Origin of the sequence: Paenibacillus sp. LPE1-1-1.1 (genome assembly GCF_040676435.1) — a bacterium.
GTDB lineage: Bacteria > Bacillota > Bacilli > Paenibacillales > Paenibacillaceae > Pristimantibacillus.
The window spans coordinates 1,105,190-1,131,819 of the sequence record NZ_JBEGHY010000001.1 but is presented as its reverse complement, the minus strand read 5'-3'; the positions used below and the strand labels follow the sequence as shown (position 1 = coordinate 1,131,819).

General features: G+C 48.2%; 21 protein-coding genes and 1 pseudogene. 18 read left to right on the top strand and 4 right to left on the bottom strand.

Annotated features, from left to right (window positions below):
* Position 1 precedes the first annotated feature (1 nt).
* From hutI to MRBLPE1_RS05085, 6 genes and pseudogenes are all read left to right on the top strand, one after another.
* Positions 2-1,276, top strand: coding sequence for an imidazolonepropionase (hutI, locus tag MRBLPE1_RS05110; RefSeq protein ID WP_364142353.1), 1,275 nt, complete (start codon positions 2-4; stop codon positions 1,274-1,276).
* Positions 1,273-2,529 (top strand): Zn-dependent hydrolase, encoded by a 1,257-nt coding sequence (locus MRBLPE1_RS05105; RefSeq protein ID WP_364142350.1) that lies wholly within the window; start codon positions 1,273-1,275, stop codon positions 2,527-2,529. Before hutI ends, MRBLPE1_RS05105 begins: the two co-directional genes overlap by 4 nt.
* Positions 2,530-2,540: 11 nt before the next feature.
* The gene (locus MRBLPE1_RS05100) at positions 2,541-3,887 is read left to right on the top strand and encodes an amidohydrolase family protein (protein WP_364142348.1); all 1,347 of its coding nucleotides are present in this window, start codon (positions 2,541-2,543) and stop codon (positions 3,885-3,887) included.
* A pseudogene (locus MRBLPE1_RS05095) lies at positions 3,865-3,963 on the top strand (RNA polymerase subunit sigma); the annotation flags it as partial. The gene MRBLPE1_RS05100 and the pseudogene MRBLPE1_RS05095, both read left to right, overlap by 23 nt.
* A gap of 578 nt (positions 3,964-4,541) precedes the next feature.
* Positions 4,542-5,180: a glycoside hydrolase family 11 protein gene (locus MRBLPE1_RS05090; RefSeq protein ID WP_364142345.1), complete on the top strand. Its 639-nt coding sequence runs from the start codon at positions 4,542-4,544 to the stop codon at positions 5,178-5,180.
* Positions 5,181-5,562: 382 nt separating this feature from the next.
* Positions 5,563-6,411, top strand: a complete 849-nt coding sequence (locus MRBLPE1_RS05085; protein ID WP_364142342.1) for a formylglycine-generating enzyme family protein — start codon at positions 5,563-5,565, stop codon at positions 6,409-6,411.
* Between the two features lie 473 nt (positions 6,412-6,884).
* On the opposite strand, the gene MRBLPE1_RS05080 is transcribed toward MRBLPE1_RS05085, so the two are convergent.
* On the bottom strand, positions 6,885-8,114 hold the full coding sequence (locus MRBLPE1_RS05080; RefSeq protein ID WP_364142339.1) for an MFS transporter: 1,230 nt from the start codon (positions 8,112-8,114) through the stop codon (positions 6,885-6,887).
* Positions 8,115-8,278: 164 nt separating this feature from the next.
* Between MRBLPE1_RS05080 and MRBLPE1_RS05075 the strand changes: the two genes are divergently transcribed.
* The 9 genes from MRBLPE1_RS05075 (at position 8,279) to MRBLPE1_RS05035 (ending at position 19,547) form a co-directional block, all read left to right on the top strand.
* Positions 8,279-8,857 (top strand): TetR/AcrR family transcriptional regulator, encoded by a 579-nt coding sequence (locus tag MRBLPE1_RS05075; protein ID WP_364142337.1) that lies wholly within the window; start codon positions 8,279-8,281, stop codon positions 8,855-8,857.
* A 426-nt stretch (positions 8,858-9,283) separates the two neighbouring features.
* On the top strand, positions 9,284-10,834 hold the full coding sequence (locus MRBLPE1_RS05070) for a response regulator transcription factor (RefSeq protein ID WP_364142334.1): 1,551 nt from the start codon (positions 9,284-9,286) through the stop codon (positions 10,832-10,834).
* Between the two features lie 217 nt (positions 10,835-11,051).
* A complete protein-coding gene (locus tag MRBLPE1_RS05065) occupies positions 11,052-12,014 on the top strand; it encodes an ABC transporter permease (protein ID WP_364142331.1) in 963 nt (320 codons plus the stop codon).
* A gap of 13 nt (positions 12,015-12,027) precedes the next feature.
* Positions 12,028-12,897: a carbohydrate ABC transporter permease gene (locus MRBLPE1_RS05060; RefSeq protein ID WP_364142329.1), complete on the top strand. Its 870-nt coding sequence runs from the start codon at positions 12,028-12,030 to the stop codon at positions 12,895-12,897.
* A gap of 31 nt (positions 12,898-12,928) precedes the next feature.
* Positions 12,929-14,602 carry an ABC transporter substrate-binding protein gene (locus MRBLPE1_RS05055; RefSeq protein ID WP_364142327.1) on the top strand — a complete coding sequence of 558 codons (1,674 nt, stop codon included), beginning with the start codon at positions 12,929-12,931 and terminating at the stop codon, positions 14,600-14,602.
* 155 nt (positions 14,603-14,757) lie between these two features.
* Positions 14,758-16,512, top strand: a complete 1,755-nt coding sequence (locus MRBLPE1_RS05050; RefSeq protein ID WP_364142324.1) for a sensor histidine kinase — start codon at positions 14,758-14,760, stop codon at positions 16,510-16,512.
* Entirely contained in the window at positions 16,509-17,801 is a 1,293-nt protein-coding gene (locus MRBLPE1_RS05045; protein ID WP_364142322.1) for an ABC transporter substrate-binding protein, read from the top strand. The genes MRBLPE1_RS05050 and MRBLPE1_RS05045 overlap by 4 nt, the downstream gene beginning before the upstream one ends.
* Before the next feature lie 12 nt (positions 17,802-17,813).
* Positions 17,814-18,839, top strand: coding sequence for a glycoside hydrolase family 88/105 protein (locus tag MRBLPE1_RS05040; RefSeq protein ID WP_364142319.1), 1,026 nt, complete (start codon positions 17,814-17,816; stop codon positions 18,837-18,839).
* Between the two features lie 48 nt (positions 18,840-18,887).
* Positions 18,888-19,547, top strand: a complete 660-nt coding sequence (locus tag MRBLPE1_RS05035; RefSeq protein WP_364142316.1) for an SGNH/GDSL hydrolase family protein — start codon at positions 18,888-18,890, stop codon at positions 19,545-19,547.
* 138 nt (positions 19,548-19,685) lie between these two features.
* On the opposite strand, the gene MRBLPE1_RS05030 is transcribed toward MRBLPE1_RS05035, so the two are convergent.
* From MRBLPE1_RS05030 to MRBLPE1_RS05020, 3 genes are read right to left on the bottom strand one after another with little or no spacing between them, the layout of a single operon-like run.
* Positions 19,686-20,051: a GntR family transcriptional regulator gene (locus tag MRBLPE1_RS05030; protein ID WP_364142314.1), complete on the bottom strand. Its 366-nt coding sequence runs from the start codon at positions 20,049-20,051 to the stop codon at positions 19,686-19,688.
* Positions 20,051-20,704, bottom strand: coding sequence for an ABC-2 transporter permease (locus MRBLPE1_RS05025; RefSeq protein ID WP_364142311.1), 654 nt, complete (start codon positions 20,702-20,704; stop codon positions 20,051-20,053). The genes MRBLPE1_RS05030 and MRBLPE1_RS05025 overlap by 1 nt, the downstream gene beginning before the upstream one ends.
* Positions 20,697-21,551 (bottom strand): ABC transporter ATP-binding protein, encoded by an 855-nt coding sequence (locus tag MRBLPE1_RS05020; protein WP_364142308.1) that lies wholly within the window; start codon positions 21,549-21,551, stop codon positions 20,697-20,699. Before MRBLPE1_RS05020 ends, MRBLPE1_RS05025 begins: the two co-directional genes overlap by 8 nt.
* A gap of 271 nt (positions 21,552-21,822) precedes the next feature.
* Between MRBLPE1_RS05020 and MRBLPE1_RS05015 the strand changes: the two genes are divergently transcribed.
* From MRBLPE1_RS05015 to MRBLPE1_RS05005, 3 genes are read left to right on the top strand one after another with little or no spacing between them, the layout of a single operon-like run.
* Entirely contained in the window at positions 21,823-23,109 is a 1,287-nt protein-coding gene (locus MRBLPE1_RS05015; protein ID WP_364142305.1) for a cellulase-like family protein, read from the top strand.
* 20 nt (positions 23,110-23,129) lie between these two features.
* Positions 23,130-24,728, top strand: a complete 1,599-nt coding sequence (locus MRBLPE1_RS05010; RefSeq protein WP_364142302.1) for a helix-turn-helix domain-containing protein — start codon at positions 23,130-23,132, stop codon at positions 24,726-24,728.
* A 1-nt stretch (position 24,729) separates the two neighbouring features.
* Positions 24,730-26,517 (top strand): cache domain-containing sensor histidine kinase, encoded by a 1,788-nt coding sequence (locus MRBLPE1_RS05005; protein WP_364142299.1) that lies wholly within the window; start codon positions 24,730-24,732, stop codon positions 26,515-26,517.
* Positions 26,518-26,630 lie beyond the last annotated feature (113 nt).

Here is a 26,630-nt window from a genome sequence, read left to right as displayed (position 1 = left end):
TATGCTGTATATCAAGAACGCGGCGCAAGTCGCCACCATAAGCGGGGGCAGCCAAGCACCGAAGACAGGAGTAGAGATGGAGAGGCTGAACATCATCGAGAACGGTGGTGTCGTTGTGGATGGTGAACGCATCGTCTTCGTTGGAGCCGACCAAGAGGCTGCGGAGTATGTCTCGCGCCATGGAGGCGAAGACGTCATCGTTATTTTGGCGGAAGGAAAGACCGTCACCCCGGGTCTGATCGACCCGCATACGCATGTGGTGTTCGCCGGGTCGCGGGAGCATGAGTTGACACTTCGCCTCCGCGGCGCCACCTATATGGAAATCCTGCAAGCAGGCGGCGGTATTCTGAATTCTACGAACAAAACCCGCGCCGCATCAGAAGCGCAGTTAATCGGGGAGACTCGGAAGCGGCTTGACCGTTTCCTTGCCCACGGCGTCACGACGATCGAGGCGAAGAGCGGCTACGGGCTGCGGCTAGCGGATGAATTGAAGCAGCTGCGGGCAGCCCGTTTTCTTCATGGCGAGCATCCCGTCGATCTCGTCTCGACCTTCATGGGAGCCCATGCGGTTCCTCCCGAGTATAAGTCGGATCCGGATGCCTTCGTCACAATTTTGACGGAGGAAATGATACCTGCTGTCGCCAAAGAAGGGCTGGCTGAGTACTGTGACGTCTTCTGCGAAGAGGGCGTGTTCACTCCCGAGCAATCGAGGACAATTCTGGAAGCCGGCCTGAAATGGGGGCTGAAGCCGAAAATTCATGCCGACGAAATCGTCCCTTACGGGGGAGCTGAGCTGGCTGCCGAGATCGGCGCCGTATCGGCCGAGCATTTGCTGCAGGCGTCGGACGCCGGCATTCGGGCAATGGCAGAGAAAGGCGTCATTGCGGTGCTTCTGCCCGGCACGGCCTTCTTCCTCATGACGAAGCCGGCCGATGCGCGGAAAATGATCGAAGCGGGCGTGCCAGTCGCCTTGTCGACCGACCGGAATCCGGGCTCCAGCCCGACGGAGTCGCTTCTTTTTATGATGAACCTGGCTTGCTTAACAATGCGGATGACGCCTGCCGAAGCGCTGACCGCCTGTACGATCAATGCGGCTCATGCGATCGGACGCGCGGACCGGATCGGCAGCATTGAGGCCGGGAAGCAGGCGGATTTGGTTATTTTCGATGCCCCGAATATCGAGTATATGCAGTACCATTATGCCGTTAATTTGACGGAGACGGTTATTAAGAATGGCATTCCTGTTATTGTACATGGTCAAAGGAATTACACATGAAGCGGCTGAAGATCAATGCGACTAGATTGGAGAAAGCCATTCATGAACTCGGCCGAATCGGTGTCAATGAGCAGGGCGGCTTGGACCGGACGACGTTTACGCCAGCGGAGTTATCAGCCCGGGACTGGGTAAAAGTGAAAGCGGCGGACCTAGGCTTGGACGTTCGCGTCGACGAAGCGGCTAATATTTGGGCTGCCCGGCGCGGCAAGCACAACGCGCTTCCGGCTATAGCATTCGGTTCCCACGTCGATACGGTGCTGAACGGAGGCAAGTACGACGGAGCGATCGGTGTCTTGTTAGCTTTGGAGGTTATGCTGGTGCTGAATGAGCAGGGCATTCGGACCCGGCATCCACTCGAACTCGTTTCCTTTAGCGCGGAAGAACCGAATCCGTTCGGTTTATCGACATTCGGCAGCCGGTCGGTTGCCGGCAAGCTGACAAGGCGGCACTTGGAAGACGTCCGGGACGACACCGGAAGGCTGCTGAATGATGCGCTGCGTCAAGCGGGAGGGGATCCGGAGCGATACGAGCAGGCGCGACGGAAGCCGGAAGAGCTCGCAGCTTTTCTCGAAGTGCACATCGAACAAGGGAAGAGACTGCTGAATCGCGGCATTCCGGTCGGCATTGTAACGGCGATCACGGGAATTTATCGTGAGGAAGTGACGGTTATTGGCGTGCCGAATCATGCGGGAACGACACTTATGCAGGATCGGACCGACGCGTTATTGGGGGCGGCCGAAGCGATGCTCGCGCTGGAGCGGGTATGCCTCGCGCATCCATCCGATGAAACCGTAGGGACGGTTGGGAAGATCTCGAACGAACCGAATGCGGCCAATATTATTCCCGGCAAGGTGCATTTTCACATGGAGATCCGCGGGAAAACGAGAGCCGATATCCAGGAAGCGATCGAGAAATGGGAAGTGCATGCGGCTCTTATTTGCTCCAGAAGAGGGGTTCGAATCGAGCGTCGTCTGCTGCTGGACCAGCATCCGGTTGCTATGGATCCGCTCGTTGCCGGGACTTGCGCTTTGCAGGCGGAGAAGCTCGGATATTCGCATGCACCACTTGGCAGTATGGCCGGACATGACGCGGCGCATATGGCGTCGCTCACCCATTCGGGGATGCTCTTCGTCCCCAGCCTGGACGGAAAAAGCCATTGTCCGGAGGAGGAGAGCCGGATCGAAGATATCGAGAAGGCGGGCAACGTCCTTCTTCATGCCATTTTGGCGCTGGATGAGAAATTGGATGTTTAAGGAGGGTTAGCGTGAGCAAACGGAAGCTGTATGCAGCGGAATATGTCTATGCAAACGGAGCGTTTCAGAAAGATTTTGCGATCGTGGTGGAGAACGGCGTCATCGCGGAGGTTGGACCTTCGCTAAAGGTATCCGCTGCGTTTCCTGATGCCGAGCTTGTCCGCTGGGAAGGGAAAGCGATCGTGCCGGGCACGATCAATGCGCATAATCATTCTTTTCAAAGCCTGCTGCGCGGCATCGCCATCGATAAATCGTTTCTGGAATGGAGGGAGCAAGCGTTGTACCGGTACACGCCGCTGCTTGATGAAGAAGCGGTCTATGCGGGAGCGCTGCTGGCTTTCGGGGAAATGATCAGGTACGGCGTCACGACCGTCAGCGACTTTTTCTATGTTCATAACGGTGGCACGGCCTATGACGAGGCAGTCATTCAAGCCGCGAAGGACGTAGGCATCCGGCTTGTTTTTGCCCGGACGATGTACGATTGGAACGGCGCTCCCGCGGCGTACAGGGAGACGGTGGATGAAGCCGTGAAACGGACTCGTTCTCTTGCCGTCAAATACCAGGGGGATCCGATGGTTACGGTTCATCCGGCGCCACATAGCCCGCACGCGGCTTCGCCGGAAATGATTAAGGCCGGACATCGGCTTGCGATCGAGCTGGATACCCCTTTCCATATCCATGTCGCGGAAGAAATGTTTGAGGTCGAGGAGACGTTAAGGTATTACGGCCTTAGGCCGCTTCATTATTTGAACTCATTAGGCGTATTGGATGAACGGATGATCGCCATTCATTTGGTATGGTTGGACGATTCTGAAGTCGAGCTGATTGGCAGCCGTGGCGGCTCGCTGGCTTATTGCCCCTCCAGCAATATGTTTCTCGCAGACGGCGTCACCCGAATCCCTGACCTCTTGAATTCAGGCGTAAAAGTTTCCTTGGGAACGGACGGGGGCTGCAGCAACAACCGGATCAGCGTATTTGAAGAAATGCGGATGTGTGCTCTGCTGCAAAAAATTTCCCGATTGGATGGGACCTGCATCACCGCGAATGACGTGTTCCGGATGGGAACTGCGAGCGGCGCCGAAATGTTAAGACTGCAGACTGGTATGATCGAAGCCGGCAAAGCGGCGGACTTCACCGCGCTGGACATTCACGATTTGTCGTTGGCGCCAAGTCGCGAATTGTTCGCAAATGTTGTATATGCCATGCAGCCGACCGCGATTGCCCATGTCGTCATCGACGGCAAACTCGTCTTCAGCAAGGGCGGATTATTATCCGTAGCCGAGCAAGAAATTAGTTCGCGAGTGAATTGGTTATTCGAGAAGTGGGGCGGCGCATATTGCGAAGGAAGTGGGCATTAGCCGCAGTTATGGATCACGGATAGAGAAGAGGGCGCTCATGAAGCTTTATCATGAGTTTTATAAGGCGGAGCGATGAGAAGTTGTGAATGAAGTCTTGTTAGGAATTGGTTGGTCTTAGCATTAAAAGCATTAAATAACAAGCTGATGTCGGTATTCAACTGGCGTCAGCTTGTTTATTTTTGCTCCTCCATTCATTGTAAATACGGAAATATTCTTCAATTCCTCGTTGTGTTTCTTCGACGGGTCGGAGCATGTCATGGAAATCTATCGCTAATCGTCAAAGCTAGTTTCAAACAGTTGTTAGCAGCTTATCGAGAGCTTCTTCCAACGTTACGGTAACCTCGGTTCCTCGACGGTTTCTAAAGATTAGTTAAAATATGGGGGTAAATCTATAGTTTGTTAAGTTGTAATGTATGCGCTTACTTTCTATAATTTAGTTATGTAAGACAAAAATTGTCTTGCGATTATACTTGAAAGAAAATTTCTTCTCAGGTAGGAGGGACAGTTAGTAGTTCACGAAATATGACACAGGACAAGCTATGTACGGCAAAGAGAAACAACCGACAAAAAATGAAAGGGAATGATTGTAAAAGGTAATATTCAAGTAGTATGTAGGCAATTAGTGATAAATCGAAAAATTTTAGGAGGTAAAATATGTTTAAGTTTAATAAGAAAGTCTTGACGTTAGTTATTGCAGCTTCAATGAGTATTACCACCTTGTTTGCAGCAACCGCAAGTGCAGCGACAGACTACTGGCAAAATTGGACCGATGGTGGTGGGACAGTAAATGCTACCAATGGATCTGGAGGAAATTACAGTGTTAACTGGTCAAATACCGGGAATTTTGTTGTCGGTAAAGGCTGGAATACCGGATCACCATCTAGGGTAGTAAACTACAATGCCGGCGTCTGGGCGCCGTCCGGCAATGGGTATTTGACTCTCTATGGGTGGACAAGAAACTCACTCATAGAATATTACGTTGTTGATAGCTGGGGCACTTATAGACCTACAGGAACGCATAAAGGCACCGTGTCCAGTGATGGTGGCACATATGACATCTATACGACTGAGCGAGTCAACGCACCTTCCATTGACGGCACAAAAACTTTCACCCAGTTCTGGAGTGTCCGTCAGTCGAAGAGAGCGACCGGCAGCAATGTCGCTATCACTTTTAGCAACCACGTTAACGCATGGCAGAGTAAAGGAATGAATCTGGGAAGCAGTTGGTCCTACCAGGTGTTAGCGACAGAGGGATATCAAAGCAGTGGTAGCTCTAATGTAACGGTTTGGTAACAGGTCACCTGCAATCAGGTATCTGACGGGCGCCCGAACGTTTCCAGAGTATTGAGAAAGTATTCATTTGATATGGTTAAGACTGCCCGGTCTTACAGCCGGCGGCCTTATATATTTCAAAAAACGCTACAACCTACATGCTACTTGAATATTATCTTTTGGAAGAGTGAAGGGGCGCGGCGGCCCCCCTTCGCGGGTAAAGAGGGAACCGATTTCTAAGAGTTGGAGACAGGCTGATGGTCGTTCCCTTCCAGTTTGATCTGTCAGTCGGACGCGTGGAGGGCCGTTTCCCGCAAGACGAACGGTCTTCGATGCTGCCAGAGGCAAATTGTAGACCGTCACGGCCTATAATTTTTCCTATCAGTTTAAAGGAGATATATCAATGAGAAAGTTATTATTTTTCCTTTTAATGGCAATAATGTTTGTTGTCAGCGCTTGTTTGCAAGAAAAGCCTGATAAAAATCCTGTAAAAATGCCTGATAACTTTGTATTAGTCAAAGGCGGGACTTTTATGAACTCAAAGTCCAACTACTATGGGAAAAATGTAACATTATCGAACTTTTATATCGGCAAATATGAGGTAACTCAAAAAGAGTGGATTGAGGTAATGGGAAGTAATCCCTCAGAATTCAAAGGCGATAATTTGCCGGTAGAAATGGTAAGCTGGTATGACGTTGTGGTGTACTGTAATAATAGGAGTATAAATGAGGGCTTAACACCGTATTACAATATAGATAAGAATAAAAAAGACCCGAAAAATAAGAGTGAAAACGATAATATAAAATGGACAGTAACGATCAATGCGGGAGCTAATGGTTACCGATTGCCGACAGAAGCGGAGTGGCAATATGCTGCAGGTGGAGGTCAGATGAGCAAGAGTTACACCTACAGCGGAAGCAATAATGCAGATGAAGTAGCATGGTATTGGAAAAATGCTGGAGATAAAAACTTATCAGGGGAATGGAACTGGCCTATGGTAGAAAACAACCATAATAAAACAAAATCTATCGGCGTCAAGAAACCCAACGAGTTAGGACTTTACGATATGTCAGGTAATGTAAGGGAATGGTGCTGGAACGGATACGGAGACTTGGATAGTAATAGTAGCTCTACCCGGGTTGTGAAGGGCGGCGGTTGGATGGGCGACGTCAGCGAGTTATCATATCTGAGCAATTTCGAGGCGAATGGCATGGGCCCCGATCAAGGTTTTCGTGTGTGTCGCGACGAGTGACGGTAACAAGAAATATCAAGCATAATCGAAAAAATCTACTGATAGGAAAGGGTTGGGAATCAGAAACTTAGATAAGGACAACTATTGTACTCATATCTGCTCCAACCTTTTAAGCCCCAAAATTAGATTTGAGTCTAGGTTACTTAACGTAGCAGCTAGATGAAGAATCAATGGAGGGGATTTTTTTTCGAGCGCTTGAAGGCGAGAACAAACAACTGAAGTAGGGGTGCCCCAAAAGCCTATGGCTTTTGGGGCACTCTCACTGGCAGCGATGAAGTCCGAGGTCGATCCCCGTAGGGGCGACGGACCCCGCACTCCGTGCGAACGGAACGAATGCGTAGGAAAGACGTCTAAATCTACCGGTAAAAGTCCTCGTCGAGTAAGCTTTTTAGCTATCCAATCAAAAATTGGGACATCCCAAAATGGATAATCGAGCTTATCTCACTCGAACGAAACGAAGCGGTGAAACGAACTTAATGCGCTCGCGTTTTCGAATCAGTAACGGTCTTGTGTGTTCTTTTCTCGGTGAAAAAATAAATCAATGCCAAAAGCGGCAAGATGGTTCCAATGAGAGTTGTGAGCTTCCAGCCCCCATGGGTATAAGACCAACCGCCCAAGGATGATCCGATGGCTCCGCCTACAAAGAATATAGACATGAATAGTCCGTTTAGGCGTCCTTTCGCTTCACTGCCTAACGAATAAATCGTACGTTGACTAACTACAAGATTACCCGACACGGCCATGTCGAGCGTAAATGCGGATACAAAAAGAAGAATCAGAGCAAGGGTTGAATAGCTATGGAACAGATGGATGAGCAAAAAAGAAACAGCGGCTACAATCATAGCTAGCCCCGTTAACCATTTGTCCCAGCCTTTATCCGCTAATCTACCGGCGATCGGCGCAGCAATCGCGCCGCCCACACCAACTAGCGCAAACCATGCAATGCCTCCCTGGGACATTTCAAAAGTATCAGCCAAATGTAAAGGAACGACAGTCCAAAATAGGCTGAAGGCTCCAAATAAACAAGCTTGATATAGTGCGCGACGTCGTAATGCAGGCGTTTGACGTAATATAGCGCCTAAAGAGAGAATTAGTTTTCCGTAGCGTACATTAGGAGACGGCTTGCGCTCCGGAAGAACATACGATAGCAGAACAGCCAATAGAGAGATTACAATTGCAGATAAAACAAATATGGCTCTCCAGCCCCATAGACTGGTAATAAAGCTTGCCAATGGCCGAGCCAACATAATTCCCAGTAAGAGGCCGCTCATTACATTACCGATCACGCGGCCGCGCTGAACATCAGAAGCTAAATAGGCGGCGAAGGGTACCAGAATTTGAGCGACTACAGATCCAATTCCAATAAATAGAGAAGCGACCAAAAACAACGGCGCATTAGGCGCAAATGCGGCAGTTAGCAGCGCGGCAATTGCAACGATAAGCATGAAAACCGTGAGACGCCGATTTTCAATGATGTCACTTAGCGGTACGATGAGCAGCAGCCCGATCACATAACCGATTTGAGTAACCGTAACAATTAATCCTGCTGCTGTAGAAGGAAGGCCAATGGCATCGCGGATAGGTCCTACCAGAGTTTGAGCGTAATAAAGATTGGCGGCGATAAGCCCGCATGCGGCTGCCAACAGAACCATCATCCCACTTGATATACGGCTGTCTTGTTTAGCTTGTTCTTTATGCATCATAATCCCCCTTTAAATACTGAACGTTTAGTTTCGTAATTATATTTCAAATAATATACTGAACGCATCGTTTTGTAAATAGGCTTTGATTAGGATTTTATTTTTTGTATACTGAACGTATAGATTTTTAATGATGGACACGGAACATATAACAAAGGGGGATTCATATGCAGGGGAAAAGAGGACGTCCGCGCAATATGGAAACGCAAAACTCGATCCTTTCCGCATCCTATGATTTATTGTTGGAAATGGGCTTTGGAGCCGTTACGGTAGAAAAAATCGCTGACCGTGCCAAGGTCAGCAAAGCTACGATTTATAAATGGTGGCCTAATAAGGCTGCAGTGGTGATGGACGGATTTCTATCCGCTGCGTCTGCAAGACTGCCTGTGCCGGATACGGGTTCGGTCTTCCAGGATATTCTGGAGCATGCCACGAATATGGCCCGGTTTATGACTAGCCGCGAGGGCTCGATTTTTCTTGAGATCATAGGCGAAGGGCAGGTTGACTCTGCATTGGCGGAAGCCTATCGGACCCGTTATATACAGCCTCGCCGGCTGGAGGTTCATGGTATTTTGGAGCAGGGGGTTCGGCGAGGAGAGCTGAGGAAGAATCTCGATACCGCATTATGCACGGATATGATTTACGGGCCGATTTTATACCGTTTATTAGTTACGGGGGATAAGCTTGACGATAACTATGTAAGGCAGTTGGTTACGCAGGTTTTTGAAGGAATCCGTTCGACTTAAGACCAGATGCGAACGACTTACGACGGTCAATAAGGGAAGAAAATTTTCGGTTATAGTTTCATTGCGATAAGCACATAACTAATTAGAATCCAATGCAAAGGAGAATCCATTATGAGCGATCAAAACAAACCTAACAGTCAACATGTCGCACCAAAATCAAGCGATCCGAAAAAACAGGGAAGATCCGCAGCACAGAAAAAATCGAAATAACATAAGTGTTGTAATCACGTACCGAACGGCAAATGATTTGGTTTAATGCTCTGCTTATGATCCAAGCACGGTCCGGGTCGTTTTGAAATTCTCAGGCGCGATCCGGACCGGCTATTACATAGAATAGAAACCATGCTCCATTCGGAACAGGGCACTTGTAAAATAGCACTCATATCTAGTATAAATGATGTATGACGGGAAAACTGGAGTGAAACCATGTATAAGGTGCTCTTGGTGGATGACGAATTTATTATACTAGACGGTATTGCCTCGGTCGTAGACTGGGAAGCGTGCGGCACGCAATTGATCGGAACGGCGCAAAACGGCGTGGAAGCATTCGAAAAAGTGAAGCGCGATCCGCCGGATATTATTATTAGCGACATACGTATGCCGGGGATGGACGGACTGCAGCTCGTAGCAGCGGTACGGGAGCTTTATCCGGATATAGCGTTCATATTACTTACGGGCTTTTCCGAATTCGATTATGCGAAGACCGCCATGCAGCACGGAGTCAATCATTATTTGCTGAAACCATGCAGCGAAGAGGCGCTTATGGAAGCGCTGTCGGAAGTCGTGCGGCGGAGGCGGGAGAAGGATGATAACGACGACTTCGTGCAGTCGATCAAGTACGGCCTCGAACGCGTGCTGCCGCATGCGAAGGAGCAATTTCTGAAAGAGCTCGTCACGAACAAAACATACGGCGTCATGGAATGGCAATATTTCGGCCGGTTGTTCGGGCTTCAGTTCCAAACCCAGCGCGTCCGGCTGCTGCTTGCGGAAATTGAAGGCGAGCACGAGTACGAGCATTTGTTTGCGGTCAAAAACATTGCCGAGGACGTGTTTCAAAATCCGGTCTTAAGCTCAACGGTGGGAAGCCATGTGCTGCTATTGATGGAGGACGAGCTCAGCGAGGAGCAATTGTTCGAAAAAATCGATGCGATCCGCTCCACGTTTATGAAGTATTACCGTTTGGATCTGACGGCCGCGCTGAGCGAGCCCGGCGAGCTGACGCATGTGAGGCGGTTGTACACGCATACGATCGCCTGCTTGAATCACCGGTTTTATCTTGGGGAGGGCAGCTTAATTACGGAACGCGATATTTCCGTTCCGGAGGAAGCGGAGAAGCGGGACTTCGAATACGACCCGGAGCGGTTGGCTATGCCGATCAAGGCGGGCCACTGGGCGGACACGGAGCTTGAGCTGAAACGCATGTTCCAAGAGCTGTCCGAGCTTAGATATGAGATCGAGGAAACGAAATCGTATCTTATTCAAATTTTCATGGAAATTATTCGTATATGCTCACCCGCACAAATGAAAGGTTATATGGATAAGCTGCCGGGTCTGATCGCGGGCAGCACACTGCAGTCGTTCCAGCAGGTGGTCATGACGATCGCCCGCGAAATTACGCTGGACCGTTATGAGCGCAACCGCCGCAAGCAGTCGCAAATGGTGCAAAGCGTGATGCAGATCGTGCAGGAGAGATACAACGACGAAACGTTGACGCTGCAGACGATCGCCGCTGAAATTTACATGAATCCCGATTACATCGGCAAAATGTTCAAAAAAGAAACCGGCGAAAAGTTTACGAATTACGTCATGAACATTCGGATCGAGAAGGCGCTGGAGCATATCGAGCGCGGCGGCGACTTTACGTTCGGGTCGCTGGCAGAAGCGTCTGGCTTCGGCGATAACTATTCGTATTTCAGCAAAATATTCAAAAAATATACCGGCTTTTCTCCTTCCGAATACCGGAAATCGCCTTCATAAATGATTCGAATAGAAACACCCTGCATCCGTATTTAGACGGAATGCGGGGTGTTTTTTGTTTGGCTTACGAACCCATGTCGGATTTTTTTCATCGGATTTTTAGCAACGGTTTTGAACAAAAAGGCATCGGAAATGAACATGGGCATCGTCAGGCGGAGAAGGTATATTAATAAGCGTAATCATTAATTAATTAACACGAAGGATGGAGGTTTACCCGATGAAGCTGGAACAACAGCTGGCTGCCAAGAGCGCAAAGGCGAAGTCAAGCACATTATCCTTCATCAAAAAGGAACTTATTCGGAATAAATATGTATACCTCATGTTGATTCCGGTTGTCGCCTACTATTTGATTTTCAGCTATGCACCGATGTACGGCCTCCTGATGGCGTTTCAAAAGTCTTACAGTCCGATTAAAGGCATCATGGAAGGCAAATGGATCGGCTTCGACAACTTTACAATGTTTTTTCAAAGTTATTACTTTTGGCGGATTATTAAAAATACGCTCATCCTCAGTTTTTATAGTATTGTGTTCGGTTTCCCGGCTCCCATCGTACTAGCGCTGCTGCTGAACGAGGTGAGATTGAAATGGTTCAAGAGCACGGTGCAGACGGTCAGCTATATGCCGCACTTCATATCGGTCGTTGTCGTAGTCGGTATGTTGAAAACGTTCTCGGCTCTTGACGGCGGCTTGTTCAACGTCATTCGCGGCTTCTTCGATCTTCAGCCGGTCATGTTTCTGGCAGAGGCGGATATGTTCAGGCCAATGTACATCTTATCGAACATCTGGCAGGGAGCGGGCTGGGCGTCGATCATCTTCCTGGCGGCGCTGAGCGGCATCGATCCGCAGCTGTACGAAGCGGCGAAGATGGACGGAGCGGGGCGCTGGAAGCAATTGATGCACATAACGCTTCCGGGTATATTGCCGACCATTGTCGTCATGCTGATTCTTCGTCTTGGCGCGGTTATGAATTCCGATTTTCAAAAAATATTGCTTATGCAAACAGCGCCAACTTATGAGACATCCGATGTGATATCCACCTTCGTCTACCGGTCAGGCATTCTGGAAGGCAATTACACATACTCGACGGCTATCGGACTCATTAACGGTGTCATTAACTTCTCGCTGCTTTTGCTCGCGAACCACATTAGCCGCAAGGTGAATTCCACAAGTCTCTGGTAAATAGGAGGAGCCTATGAAACGCTCAACAGGCGAATATATATTCGATACCGTCAACACGCTGCTGCTATGTCTCGTCATAGCGCTATGCTTCTACCCCATGCTGTACGTGCTTAACTCATCGGTCAGCGATCCGGATCAAATGCTTCGTTCGCGTTCGCTTATGCTGCTGCCGGAAGGCTTCCAGCTTGAAGCTTACAAATTTGTGTTCAATTATCCGAAGATCTACACGGGATACCTTAATACGCTCATCTACGTTGTGGCGGGAACGGCGATCAACCTGCTCATGACCTCGCTCGCCGCATACGGGCTTTCCCGTATGGATTTGATGGGCAGAAAAACGCTCATGAAGATGATTACATTCACGATGTTTTTCGGCGGGGGCATGATCCCGACATTTCTGCTCGTGCAAAATCTCGGCCTTGTCGACACGAGATGGGCGATTCTTATTCCAGGCGCAATCAGCACCTTCTACTTCCTTATTATGAAGACGAGCTTCGAGTCGATTCCGATCAGCCTGATCGAATCGGCCAAGCTGGACGGCGCCAACGATTTCCTTATTTTGTTCCGTATCGTGCTTCCGCTGTCCAAATCGATTCTTGCGGTTATGATGCTTTATTACGCGGTTGATCATTGGAACGACTATGTTGGCCCGATGCTCTATCTGCGCAGCCAAGAACTATACCCGATCCAGATCGTGATGCGCGATATTCTAATTAGCAGCAGCACGGAAGCAATGGGAGCGGGAGCGGACACTGGCTTTGCGATCGGGGAAAACATCAAGTACGCGACGATCATTATTTCGACGCTGCCGATTATGATCGTGTACCCGTTCATCCAACGATTTTTTGTTCAAGGCGCTTTAATCGGTGCCGTGAAACAATAAATAATTAAACCTATCTTGGAGGCGATTCACTGTGAAGAAAAAAGCGGGGTTAATTCTTGTGAGCTCCATGCTGCTGATTAGCATCTTGTCGGCTTGCTCGCAGAACAACGGGTCAAACACAGGCAATACCGGCAATACCGGCAATACGCCGGCGGGAACAGAAGCGCCGAAAGGCGAAGAAGCGATTTCTGTTATTCCGCTTCCGATTACGGACGAATCGTTCACGATCGAATACTGGCGTGCTAACGACGGCAAGTTAACGGCTTCTTTGCAAAACTTCGGTGAAATGGCCAGCTATAAAAAGAAAGAAGAGCTGACCGGTATCAAAGCGAACTTTACGCATCCGCCGCTTGGACAGCAAAAGGATCAGTTCAACCTGCTGATCGCCACGAAAGATTTGCCGGACGTTATTTACTATAACTGGGCAGATGCTGTCGGCGGGCCCGAGAAAATGATCGAAGACGGCCGCATTATCCGCTTGAACGAACTGATCGATCAATATGCGCCTAACCTCAAAAAAATTATCGAATCCGATCCGGACGTGAAGAAGCAAATCGCGCTTGACGACGGCACAATCTACATGTTCCCGCTGCTTAAGCTTGACGCGGTGAAGCTGAACGCGACTTCCGGTCTCGTTATGCGGAAAGACTGGCTCGATAAGCTGAGCCTGAAATCGCCGACAACGATTGACGAGTGGTACACGGTGTTGAAAGCGTTCAAGGAGAAGGATCCGAACGGCAACGGCAAAGCGGATGAGCTCCCGTTCACCGGCAACTGGGGTCCGGGCAATCTGACGAAGCTGCATGACTTCTCACCGGCATTCGGCGTCATCGGCGGCTTCCAAATGCAAGACGGAAAAGTGGCATATGGTCCGATCCAACCTGGATACAAGGATTTCCTTGCGGAAATGGCAAAATGGTACCAAGAAGGACTGGTCGATCCTGAGATTATGACGAACGACGGCAAAGCGTTCGACTATAAAGTGACGAATAACTTGGCTGGATCTTACCAAGGCGGCGTATTCAGCGGCATGGGCAAATTTTTCAACCTGATGAGAGACACCGATCCGAACTTCAACCTGACGGGCGTAGCATCTCCGCTTGCGACGGACGGAAAATCTTACGCTGCGTTTAACCTGAACAATAAAGTATTGACTTACGGCGAAGCGATTACATCCAGCGCGGACAAAGATAAGCTGAAATATATTGTTCAATGGATGGACTACAACTACAGCCCGGAAGGCAGCGACTTGTTCAACTTCGGTATCGAAGGCGAGAGCTACACGAAAGAAGGCGACACGTACAAATTCACCGACACGGTTACGAAAAACCCGAACGGCCTGACGTACGACCAAGCGCTTGCATCCTACGCGCTTTCGATTATGGACGGTCCGATCAACCAAGACAGCAAATATTTGGACGCGCTGCTGTTTGACCAAGGTCAAAAAGACGCGAACACGGAATGGATGAAGCAGTCCTCGGATCTGACGCTTCCTCCGCTTCGCTTGACGATCGACGAAGCTAGCCAAGTGACTTCCATTATGAGCCAAGTTAACACGTACTTGAACGAAACGATGACCGCCATCATTAACGGCTCGAAGCCGGTTTCGGAGTATGACAAAATGGCAGAAACGATCAAAGGCATGGGCATTGAAGAAGCGGTTAAGCTTCATCAAGCGGCTTACGAACGTTATATGAGCAAATAATAGGTCGTATAGAGACTGTTTACCGGGGTGGCAAAAGCCTTGGCAAGCAGTCTCTTCTTCCAGCTTCGATCATGCGAATTTGAATTTAGAGTGCGCAGATAGCTCCTGAATATGTTATATCTAGTATATGAACGTTGCTAAGGAGGCACTCTCTCTTGATCAAAGGCTATCGGAATTTGAGTATAAAGCTGAAAATATTTTTTATCATCGCGTTAATTATGGTCCTTATCATAACGCTGGCGTTCAGCTCGCTCTATTATGCTTATTCGATTTACGATAAGCAGCTGTATGATAAATCGCACAGACTATTGAATTTATCGTCATCTTCGATTGATATGGAGCTTAAGAAACTAGAATCGCTGTCATTAAGCATCATTTCGGACACGGTCGTTCAACAAAGCTTAAAGGAACTGCTCGTGGACGACTCGGAATATTCCGGTTATATCATCCGCAAGAGAATAACCGAGCGTCTATGGGCGCATATCAGCACGTCCGAGAGATATGTGCAGTCGGTTCATTTGGTCGATACGAAGGAAAGGGTAAGCAAATACGGCGGTTCTGTAGAGCTAGTGGGCGAGAAGTATAAGCGAATCAGTGAAATGGCGGCGGCCGGAAAAGGATCCGCGAGCTGGTTGTATCCGGATCGTTCCGATCCGATGCTGATTCTCGTAAGGGAAGTGCGAACTTACGAGCCGCTGACGCTTGAGCCGATCGGTTTTCTTATATTGCGTATTAATATTGAACGGATCGTTGAGGATTACGCGGGCATTGCTTCAGAGAGCAGCGACGTGATCGTGAAGTCCGGACAAAGTGTTGTCTATCCTTTCCGCAATCTTTCCCCAGAAATTGCTCAAACCGCGCAGCCTTTAGATCAGGCAGACGGTTATGAGATTAAGGATCTGAACGGTGAAGCGGTATTTTTATCCCAGAAAAAATCATCGTATACGGGCTGGACCTATTACAACGTTGTTCCTTACAATCATATTTTCGAAAAAATCGTTTGGCTTAAAAATACGTTGATTATTGTGTTCACGGCAACGGTTGCCATTGTAATCGTAATCGGATTGCTGTTCGCCCGAAGCTTAACGAAGCCGATTCGTTTGCTAATCACTCAGATGAAGGAAGTGCAATACGGGGACCTGGACAATATGGGTGTCAGCATGCAAGGCGCAGTTATTCAGCAAATGGACGAGGTTGGATTGCTTCAGCGAACTTTCCGGTTAATGATTGCCCGGATTAATACGTTAATCAAAGAAAATTACGCGAATCAGCTCATTATCAAGGAAACCGAGTTTAAGGCGCTGCAAGCTCAGATCAATCCGCATTTTCTGTACAATTCACTTGATTCGATCCATTGGCTGGCGAAGAAAAACGATCAAGGACAAATATCAAGCATGGTGGTGTCGCTCGGCTATTTGCTTCGTTCGTCGATCAGCCTGAAACGTAACGTGATTACGATCGCGGAAGAACTCGAAATCGTACAGCATTACATCACGATCCAAAAGTATCGTTTCCAGCATCGACTCGATTTCCACATGGACGTAGATGAGCGCTATTCGAACGTGCTGATCCCGAAGCTAACGCTTCAGCCCTTATTGGAAAACGCGATTCAATACGGACTCGAGCCGCAGATCGAGCCTTGCACCATTCGCATATACGCGCAGGAAAGCGGGGACCGGCTTGCCATTATCGTCGAGGATCAGGGTCCCGGCATGGATGAACCGTATTTGCGCAAAGTGCTTAGCGGCGAAGTTGAAACAAGAGGTTCGGGTATCGGTCTTAAGAATATTCAAGATCGGATGAAACTCGCATTCGGAGAAAGCTACGGCATGCTGTTAGAAAGCACGGTGGGGAGCGGCACGAAAGTAATGGTTATGCTGCCGTTGACTCAGGAGGTACAAGCAGGATGAGAGCGACGATACGGGTATGGATGCTGCTAGGGATGGTTGCGATATTGTTCGGCTGCGGCAGGGCGGAGTCTCATGATCCCGTTCGTTCGGCTGAAGAGAAAATTACGCTTCGGGTGTTCTGGTGGGGCGGAGACTTTAGAAATAACGCGACGATTCAAGCGATCGAAATGTACGAAAAGCAAAATACGAATGTGAACATTGAGTTCGAATATACCGGCTTTAACGAATATTGGAAGAAGCTTGCGCCATATGCCGCAGGCAACGCGCTGCCTGACATCATGCAGATGGATGTTTCCTATTTGGCGCAATATGGAACCTTAGATTTACTCGAGGACTTAACGCCTTATATTCAGAAGGGATTTATCGACGCAAGTCATATTAGCGACAATAATTTATCGGGAGGCAAGCTTGGCGATCGTTTATTCGGCTTAAACTTGGGCGTCAACGCGCTGTACAGCGTCTATGATCCGGAAGTATTCAAGCTGCATGACATTGAGCCGCCGACCGAGGATTGGACATGGTCCGATTTTGAAGCGATGGGCGGGCAGTTGAAAGACAAAGGCGTTTATGTCGGAACAGACCTTACGCCTGAGCAATTTTTTGCCTACTACCTCAGACAGTACGGCCGCACGCTGTTTGCCGCTGACGGAACGAAGCTCGGGTATGAGGATGACGGGCTGTTTGTGGACTATTTTGGCCGGATGCAGAGAATGGCGAAGAACCGTCTCATTTTCTCGCCGGATATATGGTATTCCGATGTTCGGTTATCGGATTCGGATCCGTTTTATACGGGAGGAGCGCTGCTTGGCTGGGGGTATTCCAATCATTTTATTACGACGGTTGAGAAATACGGCAAACCGCTGCAGTTAGCGCCGGTTCCCGGTCCGAACAGAGATCAAGGCATGTTTCTGAAGCCGGGCATGTTTTTTTCCGTAGCGAAAAACTCGAAGCATAAGGAAGAAGCGGCTAAGTTCATCAGCTTCTTCGTCAACGATCTGGAAGCGAATAAAGTAATGAAGGCGGAACGAGGCGTGCCTGTGTCAGCGAAGGTGAAAGACGATCTGAAGCCTTTCCTGGAGCCGGAGCAGCAGCAAGTATTCGAATACGTGGAATGGGTAGAGCAGCACAGCAGCACGATCGATCCGCCGGATCCGGTCGGAACCGGGGAAGTGACGGCGGTGCTTCGCAATCTGTATGATTTGCTGCTGTTCGACAAAATAACGCCGCAATCGGCGGCCGTGGAATTTAGATTGAAAGCAAACGCGATTTTAGCGCGAAATATGAAATAAGGGGATAAAAAAATGAACATTAACGCTAAAGCAAGCGATTTGAAGCAAGTCATGGGACGCGTCGCGGAGTACACGTTCGGCATGGACCTGACATGGGATTGGCCTGGCGGAGTCGCCTACTATGGCGTCAGCCGGGCGTTTGAGGTAACGGGGGAGCAAGCTTATTTGGACCGGATGGTTGCCTGGGTGGATGAATATATCGAAGCGGGGCTTCCGGGATGGACGGTCAACACGTGCGCAATGGGGCATATGCTGCTTACTTTATATGAGCATACGAAGGACGAGAGGTATGCCGAGCTTATTTTCAGCAAGATCGACTACCTGGAGAATAATGCACTGCGTTTCAGTGACCGGGTGCTTCAGCATACGGTGTCGGCCAAAAACGATTTTCCGGAACAATGCTGGGCGGATACGCTGTTCATGGCGGCGTATTTCATGCTGCGCGCAGGCATCATGTTCGACAAAAAACATCTCGTGGAAGATGCCTTGCATCAATTTTTCTGGCATATCAACTATTTGCAAGACGAGAACGACGCGCTGTGGTATCACGGCTACAACCATATCAAGAAGGATCATATGTCCGGCATGTACTGGGCTCGCGCCAACGCCTGGGCGGCCTATACGATGTCCCGCGCGGCAAGGATACTGCCGGAAGGTTATTTGTATCCTCCAATGATGCATATATGGAGCTCATTGCGCGATCAACTGGCCGCTATCAAGAAATTGCAGAAGGAAGACGGGCTCTGGGGCACCGTGCTCGATTATCCGGAAGCCTATGGCGAAGTGTCGGCTACGGCGGGTATCGCGGCAGCCATGGTCATGCAAGGTAATCCACTGCACGGGAAGTACGTGAAGAAGGCGCTTGACGGCTTACTTACGAACATCGCGGACAACGGCCGCGTGCTGAACGTATCGGGCGGTACCGCGGTCATGAACGACATCGCCGGCTACCTCGGCATCGATAGGAAATGGGCCCAGGGCTGGGGACAGGGACTCGCTCTTGCGTTTTTGGCAGCAGTCATCGAGAATGAGAAATGAAACAAAGTGAATTGAAACGGGGTTACCGCATTTAAAGGAGGATAAACCATGTTGTTGGAACCAAAATCGAAATTGGTCATGATCGGCGACTCCATTACGGATTGCGACCGCGCTAGACCTTACGGGGAAGGGCTCTTCGGGGCTATAGGCAAGGGCTATGTTTCGCTTGTGGATGCGCTGCTGACGGCAGCATATCCGGAGAGCGGGATTCGGGTTGTGAACATGGGAACAGGCGGCAATACGGTTCGCGATCTGAAAGAGCGCTGGCAGACGGACGTGCTGGATCTGAAGCCGGACTGGCTGTCAATCATGATCGGCATTAACGATGTCTGGCGGCAATATGATCTGCCGGCCCAGACCGAGCAGCATGTCTATATCGAAGAATATGAAGAAACGCTGGAGGCGCTTGTAAAGCTTGCGAGGCCGAAGCTGCAAGGGCTTGTGTTAATGACGCCGTTCTATATCGAGCCGAATGCGGCAGATCCGATGCGCAGGACGATGGATCAGTACGGCGAGGTCGTAAAGAAGGTGGCGTTCAAGTACGATGCTCGGTTTGTCGATACCCAGGCTGCATTTAATCAGGTATTATCCCATATTTATCCGGGCACGCTCGCATGGGACCGCGTTCACCCGAACATGGCGGGACATGCGGTAATCGCCCGAGCTTTTCTGCAAGCGATCGGCTACGACTATAACCGTGGTTTATAATACGCCCTATCAACCTTGGGATGTTGACTTCGCTATTATTAAGAAGAATAGTCTAAAAGTAGAACATCATACGCCGTCCGATTAAATTAAACAGAAAACCACATCCATTGGATGTGGTTTTCTGTTTATATTACATATTCAATAAACTTCCGTCAAAAGCTCAAAAACTTCTTCTACCGTGAGGCCAAAGGATTTGTAATACGAAGTGTCAATAACCATCTGCTTCAAGATCATTTCATTGCGTTTTTGAAGCATCTCGTCGGACGAGAGTTCGGCTATAAAACATCCTTTGCCGGTTACGGTGTAAATCAAACCAAGACGTTCGAGCTCTTCCCACGCTTTTTTTACGGTAATGATACTAACACGAAGCTCCGTGGCCGCTTGTCGTATAGGTGGCAAACTATACCCGCTTTCTAGTTCGCCCTTGAGAATTTGTGCGCTGATTTGTTCCGTAAGCTGCTGATAGATGGGTTTATCAGATGTATTTGAAATAGCTATGTTCATTATATTTCCACTTTCTCAAACCTTTTGATGGCAATATGATAAGCGATAATCGTAAATATCGCAAATATCACGATGCCCATGACTAGGATGGATAATTGCGTTGCCAAATGATCAGCACCGGTTCCTTTGAAAAGATCAGACACGAACGAATTCTGTATTCCGAGCCATTCTGCGCCTCCAGCAAACAGCATCGCGGCTGTGATGGATACAATCGTGGCAGCGCCGTATTTAAACGCTGTCTTATAATACATGGATATAAAGATAATATTGAAGATTGCAATCATGACGAAACATAGTCCCCAAAAACCTAAGGATGGTTCGTAGAAATAGTAGGTCAAATTCGGATATAAGCGAACACTAATCAGGCCATATATCATTGCAACAACAATGTGCATTAATTCCAGGATTACAATAACGGATACCTTTGCTTTTACAATGTCTTTTTTTGTTACTGGCAGCATGCTTGTAAATATCAAATCATTCTGGGTTTTATATCCTGCAAACATATTCGGGATCGTGATAAAACAAAAGTAAAGGATGACAAGGAAATATAACCAGCTGGGTATTAGCATTAAGGCACCTGTCAAGAAGGGCATGATATAAAAGAAAGGACTTACGCCTAACTTTAATTCTTTCATCACTAAGTTATACATGCATATCCTCCTTTTTCGAGAAATAGATCATAATCTCCTCAAGATTAGGCACGGTTGACTTTAAATCCAAAGATGGATCAAAGTCACTAGTAGGGATCAAGCCTGTAAAGCCAAATGAATTCGTTTTGTAGGCAATTAACTGGTCTTTTATCAAATCCAATTGATCTTCTCTCCCATTTACCAAGCGATAGGTATCAATAAATTCTTCTTTCTCGGCGCTGTTGATAATTTGTCCGTTATCGATATAAGTGATATAATCTGCGCATTTTTCCAAGTCGGTTGTAATATGAGTCGAAAATAGAATGCTGATTTCTCCATCTTCCACAAGTTCCTGAAAAATATCCAACAGATTGTCCCTAGCAACCGGATCAAGTCCGCTCGTTGGTTCATCAAGAATAAGAAGCTTTGCGCCGTGTGATAAAGCAAGGGCCAAGCTGTATTTTACTTTCATTCCGGTTGATAATTCAGCTATTTTTTTGTCTTCATTCAAATTAAATCTTTTCAGATAATTGTAATAGGCTTCATCATCCCAATTAGAATAGAACTTTTTGATTACGTTAGTTAACGTTTTGATTTTGCTTCGGGTATAGAAATCGATGTCTCCAAATGCAAAGCCAATTTCTTGTTTCAATTCGACTTCGTGTTCGATCATGTCCTTGCCCAAAATACGGATCTCGCCGCTATCCATACGAATCAAATTCAAAATTGATTTTATAGTCGTTGTTTTGCCTGCACCGTTGGCTCCGATAAATCCCATAATATAACCCTTTTCCAGTTGAAAAGATATATTTCTTAAATGGAAATGTTTATATTTTTTATTTAAATTATTAATTTCTAAAGCAAGCATATAGTCAACCTCCTCGTATATTGTGTATGTTGTGCATACACAATATATCACCGGGACAGTTCTTAAGTCAATTATTTTTATCAAGTTCAGATGAAACCAGTCAATGATCCATGGACTCAAATCATCACGCCATATATATGCGGCGTGCGCGCCCTGAATAAGAATATAATCCATGATGAACAGGAGATCGTCTATGGTTCGCAGATGCATACTCCTGTAATCTTTGTATAAAAGCCTATGATAGCTTATTTAACTAAGGAGTGAAAGATCGATGAATCAGTTAATGAAACGATTGCCCCGAAAACTAACGATAACAATGTGGGATTTTTCCTGGTACACAATGACGCTGCCCGGAGAGCCATACAGCAATTTGGCGGTTAGATTCGAAGAAGCGGTAGAAAGAGGCTACAATACGATTCGGATATGCGCGATGCCGTTTATGCTGTTTACGGCGGAAGGCAAGCGACCGGGCCCATTAAAGTTTGGTAATCTGGGGGAGGTAGGCCAGCGTACCCGCTGGTACAATTGCCGCGGCGGGGCAGAGTTGGACGGACATGCCCATCTGCTTGAGTTGTTCAAACAGGCCAAAGCGCATAATTGCTATATTATGCTTTCCTCCTGGGAGTATCAGCAAAGCCCTAGCTTCCTCGCGCATCCGGGGCTTCGGGATATATTAGCGGCGATTCCGCCGGAAGAACGCTTCATGACGATTGCGGCGTCGATGAATCAGCTGATTCGTTTTATTAAAGAAGAAGGCTATGCGAGCCAAATCGTATATGCGGAGCTGCATAACGAAGTGGAATTCGGGCAGTTGACCGCCGTCGGCACGAGCCGCGGCATACCGGAATCCAATACGCCCGCGCTAGTCGAAGCCATGCAGCCTTACATTGAGGAGGCAGTTGGCTACCTTCGGGAGCAGCATCCTGACATACTTATGACGGCAAGCTATACGCTGAACGAAGCCTATCCGAAAGCCTACGCCGCCCGCAATATGCAGGTCGCGCATTTTCATCTATATATTAAAGGCGTACTCAACGAGCTCATGGATGCAGCAGGTTTGAATGACGATACGACAAGCTTTCCGAATTCCTTTGTCCAAACACTGTTACGGGGGGATGCCCCTTCCTTTGAACAGTGGACGCTGCCTAGAGGCCAAGAATGGAGGATGGAGGGGAATCCTGTAGGCATGAAGCTCATTTATTTGCATGATTGGGCAGATCCGGACAAATGGGATTTGTATTTATATGACCGATACGGCGCCCACAAGCAAGCGATGCTTCAAAAGACCGATTTCCGGTTCGAGGAGATTCACGACTGGGTTCGCCATACTAATATTCCGATCGTCATTGGTGAAGGCTACGTCGGCTATACGCCGCTGCTTGCAGGCTTTGAGGAAGGCCCCGTGGGGAAGTTCATTGCAGAATACGCCCTGCGCAAAGGCATGGCTCTCGGCTTCTGGGGAATGACGCTATGCTCGAATTGCGCGCCGCATCATCCTTTTTGGAATGATATCAGCTGGCAGCGTAAGTGGAATCAGTTTATTACAGATTCGGAATAACAACTTAGGGGGAGCCGCTAATGAGCTTGAAACTTCTCATCATTGACGATGAGGTTCGGACAAGAGAATTTCTTCATCATCGAATAGCATGGGAATCGCTAGGAATTACGATGGTCGAATCCGTCAAAAACGGGATTTTGGCGTTGGATATGGCGCGGGACTGGTTGCCGGATATCATTCTATGCGATATCCGTATGCCTAAGATGGATGGCATCGAATTTGCCAAACGTCTCCGTATGTTGGATTCGGATGCCAAGCTGATCTTTCTTAGCGGCTTCTCGGACAAAGAATATTTATTATCAGCCATCCAATTGCAGGCATTTCAATTCATTGAGAAGCCCATTAATCCGGGCCGCATTAAGGAAGTCGTTGGCGAGGCAGTCCGTGCTCGCCAAACGGATTTAGATAAGCAAAAGGAGGGACTGCGGCTTCAAGCAAGCTTTGACGAAAACTTGCCTATATTGCGGCGGGAAATGGTTCGCAAGCTTGTTACGGAGCCGCATTCCCCTCATGTATTGCCTGCATTGCTCAACCGCGATACCTTTCTTATTCCTTCGGAAGGAAGATTCACGGTTGCGGTTGCTCCTTTGTTCTGGCGTTTTTCGGATATTCCGAAGGAAGTGCGTATCGTCCAGGAGGAGATTTTAAGCAGCTTATCTAAAAGCGAAGAAATGCTCGAATGGGGCTCCATCGCCGGCTTTGATTCACAAAACTGGCTCGTCATCCTTATGCCGGGAACATATGGATCCGCTTACATGACAGGCTGGTCGCGGCTGGAGCAGCTAAGGGGAGTACTGCGTCGTATCTTAGGGCCCGATATTCAGTTTCACATGGGGATTGGTCATACAGCCGAGCAGCTGTTCGATATCCCGGATGCTTATCATTCCGCGGTTAATGCAGGTAATTTGCAATTTTACAAGGACTACGGCGAAATCGCTTTTCCCTCCGAGAAGCAGGCTGGCGAACCGTTGGATACGGATTGGGAAGAACTAAAACGGTTTCGCGAGTCGGTTCGCAGGGGAGACGTCGAGCAAGCTGATGAAATTATACAAGAGCTGACCAAAAGGGCTAGGCAGCGCAAAGATTTAGACATTATGCGGGTGAAAGATGTTTATTTTCAGTTCCTCCTAATCTTACTTGAAATAGCGCTCCAACAGGGCCTGACCGATAAGGAAGAAGGCGGGGGCAGCCGCTATATTTGGAAGGAAATCGATATTATCCCGGATTTGGACCGGCTGCATCGCTATGTGCTGTCGTTTCTTGCTTTGTTTGATCGGGAAGAGGGCAAGGGCGGGAGCGGTAAAATGCGGGAGATCGTCAAATTCATTCATACCCATTTTCACGAAAAAGGCTTTGGCATCCAAATGATCGCGGATCATGTCGGCTTAAGCGAAACGTATTTATGTTCTTTTTTCAAGAAGCAGAGCGGACAAACCGTTAAGGAATATATGACCGGCGTGCGGGTAGAGAAGGCGAAGGAGCTGCTAAGGGAGCAAGATATGAAGCTTTATACGATTGCGCAGGCTGTGGGCTTCGCCGATCCGAATTATTTTACGACATTCTTCAAAAAGTATGCGGGATGCACACCGACCGAGTACCGCGAAAGGGTGGGCCAATGATATGACGCGTGTAAAACGTTTGTGGTCGAATCTCGGCATTCGTTACAAGTTGTTCGCGGCCGTTTTGTTCGCGGTGTCTATCCCGTTTATTTTACTGCTTTATATTCATCTGAGCATGAGCGCCAAAGAGAGTAAAGTCCAGGCCGATGTTTCGGCGCTCAGAACAATGGAAGAAACGAAGTCCTATCTCGAATACAAAGCTAATTCCATTCATGAAGTGTTGAATTTTATTTCCTTTAACGATGTGATCCAGAACGAAGCACGCAAAACAAAAGGCTATGACGACGTTAATGAATGGTCTATTGATGCGAGCAGAGTGGACAAGGTGCTGCATCAGTTTCCGTATAATCAGGAAATAGAAAGCGTGCGGTTGTATTTGCATGCGGGACTCGCTGGTGAGGCTGGCAATAACGACTATTTAAAAATGGATCAAATCGCCGATCGGGTATGGCTTAGAAAGTTTAAGGAATCCAAGCGATTTTTTGCATGGGTTCCAGCAACGGTGCTTGACCGAAGCGCGGACGGCGATAAAATTACGATTTTGCGAAAAATACCGGAAGAACACAGCGTTACCAGTTTTTCTGGGCTCGCTAGCGCCCAAATCGCTATTTCCTCGCTTCGGAGCGTACTCGACCACGTGAAATTAACCCCGAATACTTCTGCTTTTCTTTTCAATGAACGAGGAGATCTTCTTAGCGCAAGTACGGCTGCTCAACTGAAAGCGAAAGACGTGGAGCAAATGACGCGCGATAAGAAGGAATTATTTGAAGAATCGTATAGATGGGGCGAACGTGTCAACTATCAAGGAAAAACCTTGCTGATCGGCGCTACTGCCATCCAAAATGCTGCAATGCGGCTTGTCGTCGTCGTGCCGGAGTCGGATATTTTGAAGACGATTTATCATTCGCGTAACCGACTGATTTATATCTTTCTCATCATTATTCCGTTTGTCTTGCCGTTGTCGTTTTTTGTCGCGGGATCCTCGACCCGAAGAATGAGACAGCTTAGCCGGCATATGAGAAAAATAAAGGACGGCAATTTTCATGCGGCGCAGCTAACCGAGAGCCGCGACGAAATAGGGGAATTGATTCAAACCTACAATGCGATGGTGCAAAATATCGGCAAGCTGATGGATGAGACCTATCATCTCGGACGTGAAGTGAAAAACAAGGAACTCAAGGCGCTCCAGGCGCAGATCAATCCTCATTTTTTGTATAACACACTTGATTTGATCAATATTATGGCGATTGAAAGCGAAGAACAGGATATATCGATGGTCGTGGAGGAGTTGGCCGTATTTTACAAGCTCAGTCTTTCCAACGGTAGAGAAATGATAACGCTGGAAAATGAGATCAAGCATGTAGAGGCCTATGTTCATATTCAAAATATGCGTTTTGGAGGCGGCATCGCCCTCTCAATAGAGCTCTCCGATGAGCTTAAGAACTGCGAGGTGCCGAAGATTATTCTTCAACCGCTCGTGGAAAACGCAATTTTGCACGGCATTCGCGAGAAGGATTCAGAGCAAGGAATCATCACCGTCAAAGCAGAGTCGAAGGAGGGGAGGCTGCTGCTTCATATCCGCGATGACGGGGTCGGAATGGACGAGAAGCAGATGACTGGGGCGATGGCCGGAAAAAGCAGCAAGCGAACCGGCGGCTTCGGCGTGCGGAATATACAAGAGAGGATTGACCTGTTGTTCGGAGCAGATTTCGGACTAAGCTTCGCAAGCACGGTTGGGGAGGGAACGACCGTGACGATTAAATTACCGCTTGAGGCGATTGTCGAATAACAGCATAGGTTTTCGAAGGTTATTGTAACTTTATCCCGTATGTTTCAGATTCATATCGCATTAAACTTATGCCATAGCAGTGAGAAACTTACGGATGGTGATCGCATGAAAAA

Bases quoted from the DNA above. Each gene is read 5' to 3' on its own strand.
- MRBLPE1_RS05060 (WP_364142329.1), top strand. From the start codon at position 12,028: ATGAAACGCTCAACAGGCGAATATATATTCGATACCGTCAACACGCTG.
- MRBLPE1_RS05105 (WP_364142350.1), top strand. From the start codon at position 1,273: ATGAAGCGGCTGAAGATCAATGCGACTAGATTGGAGAAAGCCATTCAT.
- MRBLPE1_RS05010 (WP_364142302.1), top strand. From the start codon at position 23,130: ATGAGCTTGAAACTTCTCATCATTGACGATGAGGTTCGGACAAGAGAA.
- MRBLPE1_RS05090 (WP_364142345.1), top strand. From the start codon at position 4,542: ATGTTTAAGTTTAATAAGAAAGTCTTGACGTTAGTTATTGCAGCTTCA.
- MRBLPE1_RS05030 (WP_364142314.1), bottom strand. From the start codon at position 20,051: ATGAACATAGCTATTTCAAATACATCTGATAAACCCATCTATCAGCAG.
- MRBLPE1_RS05065 (WP_364142331.1), top strand. From the start codon at position 11,052: ATGAAGCTGGAACAACAGCTGGCTGCCAAGAGCGCAAAGGCGAAGTCA.
- MRBLPE1_RS05045 (WP_364142322.1), top strand. From the start codon at position 16,509: ATGAGAGCGACGATACGGGTATGGATGCTGCTAGGGATGGTTGCGATA.
- MRBLPE1_RS05075 (WP_364142337.1), top strand. From the start codon at position 8,279: ATGCAGGGGAAAAGAGGACGTCCGCGCAATATGGAAACGCAAAACTCG.
- MRBLPE1_RS05025 (WP_364142311.1), bottom strand. From the start codon at position 20,704: ATGTATAACTTAGTGATGAAAGAATTAAAGTTAGGCGTAAGTCCTTTC.
- MRBLPE1_RS05015 (WP_364142305.1), top strand. From the start codon at position 21,823: ATGAATCAGTTAATGAAACGATTGCCCCGAAAACTAACGATAACAATG.
- MRBLPE1_RS05040 (WP_364142319.1), top strand. From the start codon at position 17,814: ATGAACATTAACGCTAAAGCAAGCGATTTGAAGCAAGTCATGGGACGC.
- MRBLPE1_RS05085 (WP_364142342.1), top strand. From the start codon at position 5,563: ATGAGAAAGTTATTATTTTTCCTTTTAATGGCAATAATGTTTGTTGTC.
- MRBLPE1_RS05070 (WP_364142334.1), top strand. From the start codon at position 9,284: ATGTATAAGGTGCTCTTGGTGGATGACGAATTTATTATACTAGACGGT.
- MRBLPE1_RS05020 (WP_364142308.1), bottom strand. From the start codon at position 21,551: ATGCTTGCTTTAGAAATTAATAATTTAAATAAAAAATATAAACATTTC.
- MRBLPE1_RS05035 (WP_364142316.1), top strand. From the start codon at position 18,888: ATGTTGTTGGAACCAAAATCGAAATTGGTCATGATCGGCGACTCCATT.
- MRBLPE1_RS05005 (WP_364142299.1), top strand. From the start codon at position 24,730: ATGACGCGTGTAAAACGTTTGTGGTCGAATCTCGGCATTCGTTACAAG.
- hutI (WP_364142353.1), top strand. From the start codon at position 2: ATGCTGTATATCAAGAACGCGGCGCAAGTCGCCACCATAAGCGGGGGC.
- MRBLPE1_RS05080 (WP_364142339.1), bottom strand. From the start codon at position 8,114: ATGATGCATAAAGAACAAGCTAAACAAGACAGCCGTATATCAAGTGGG.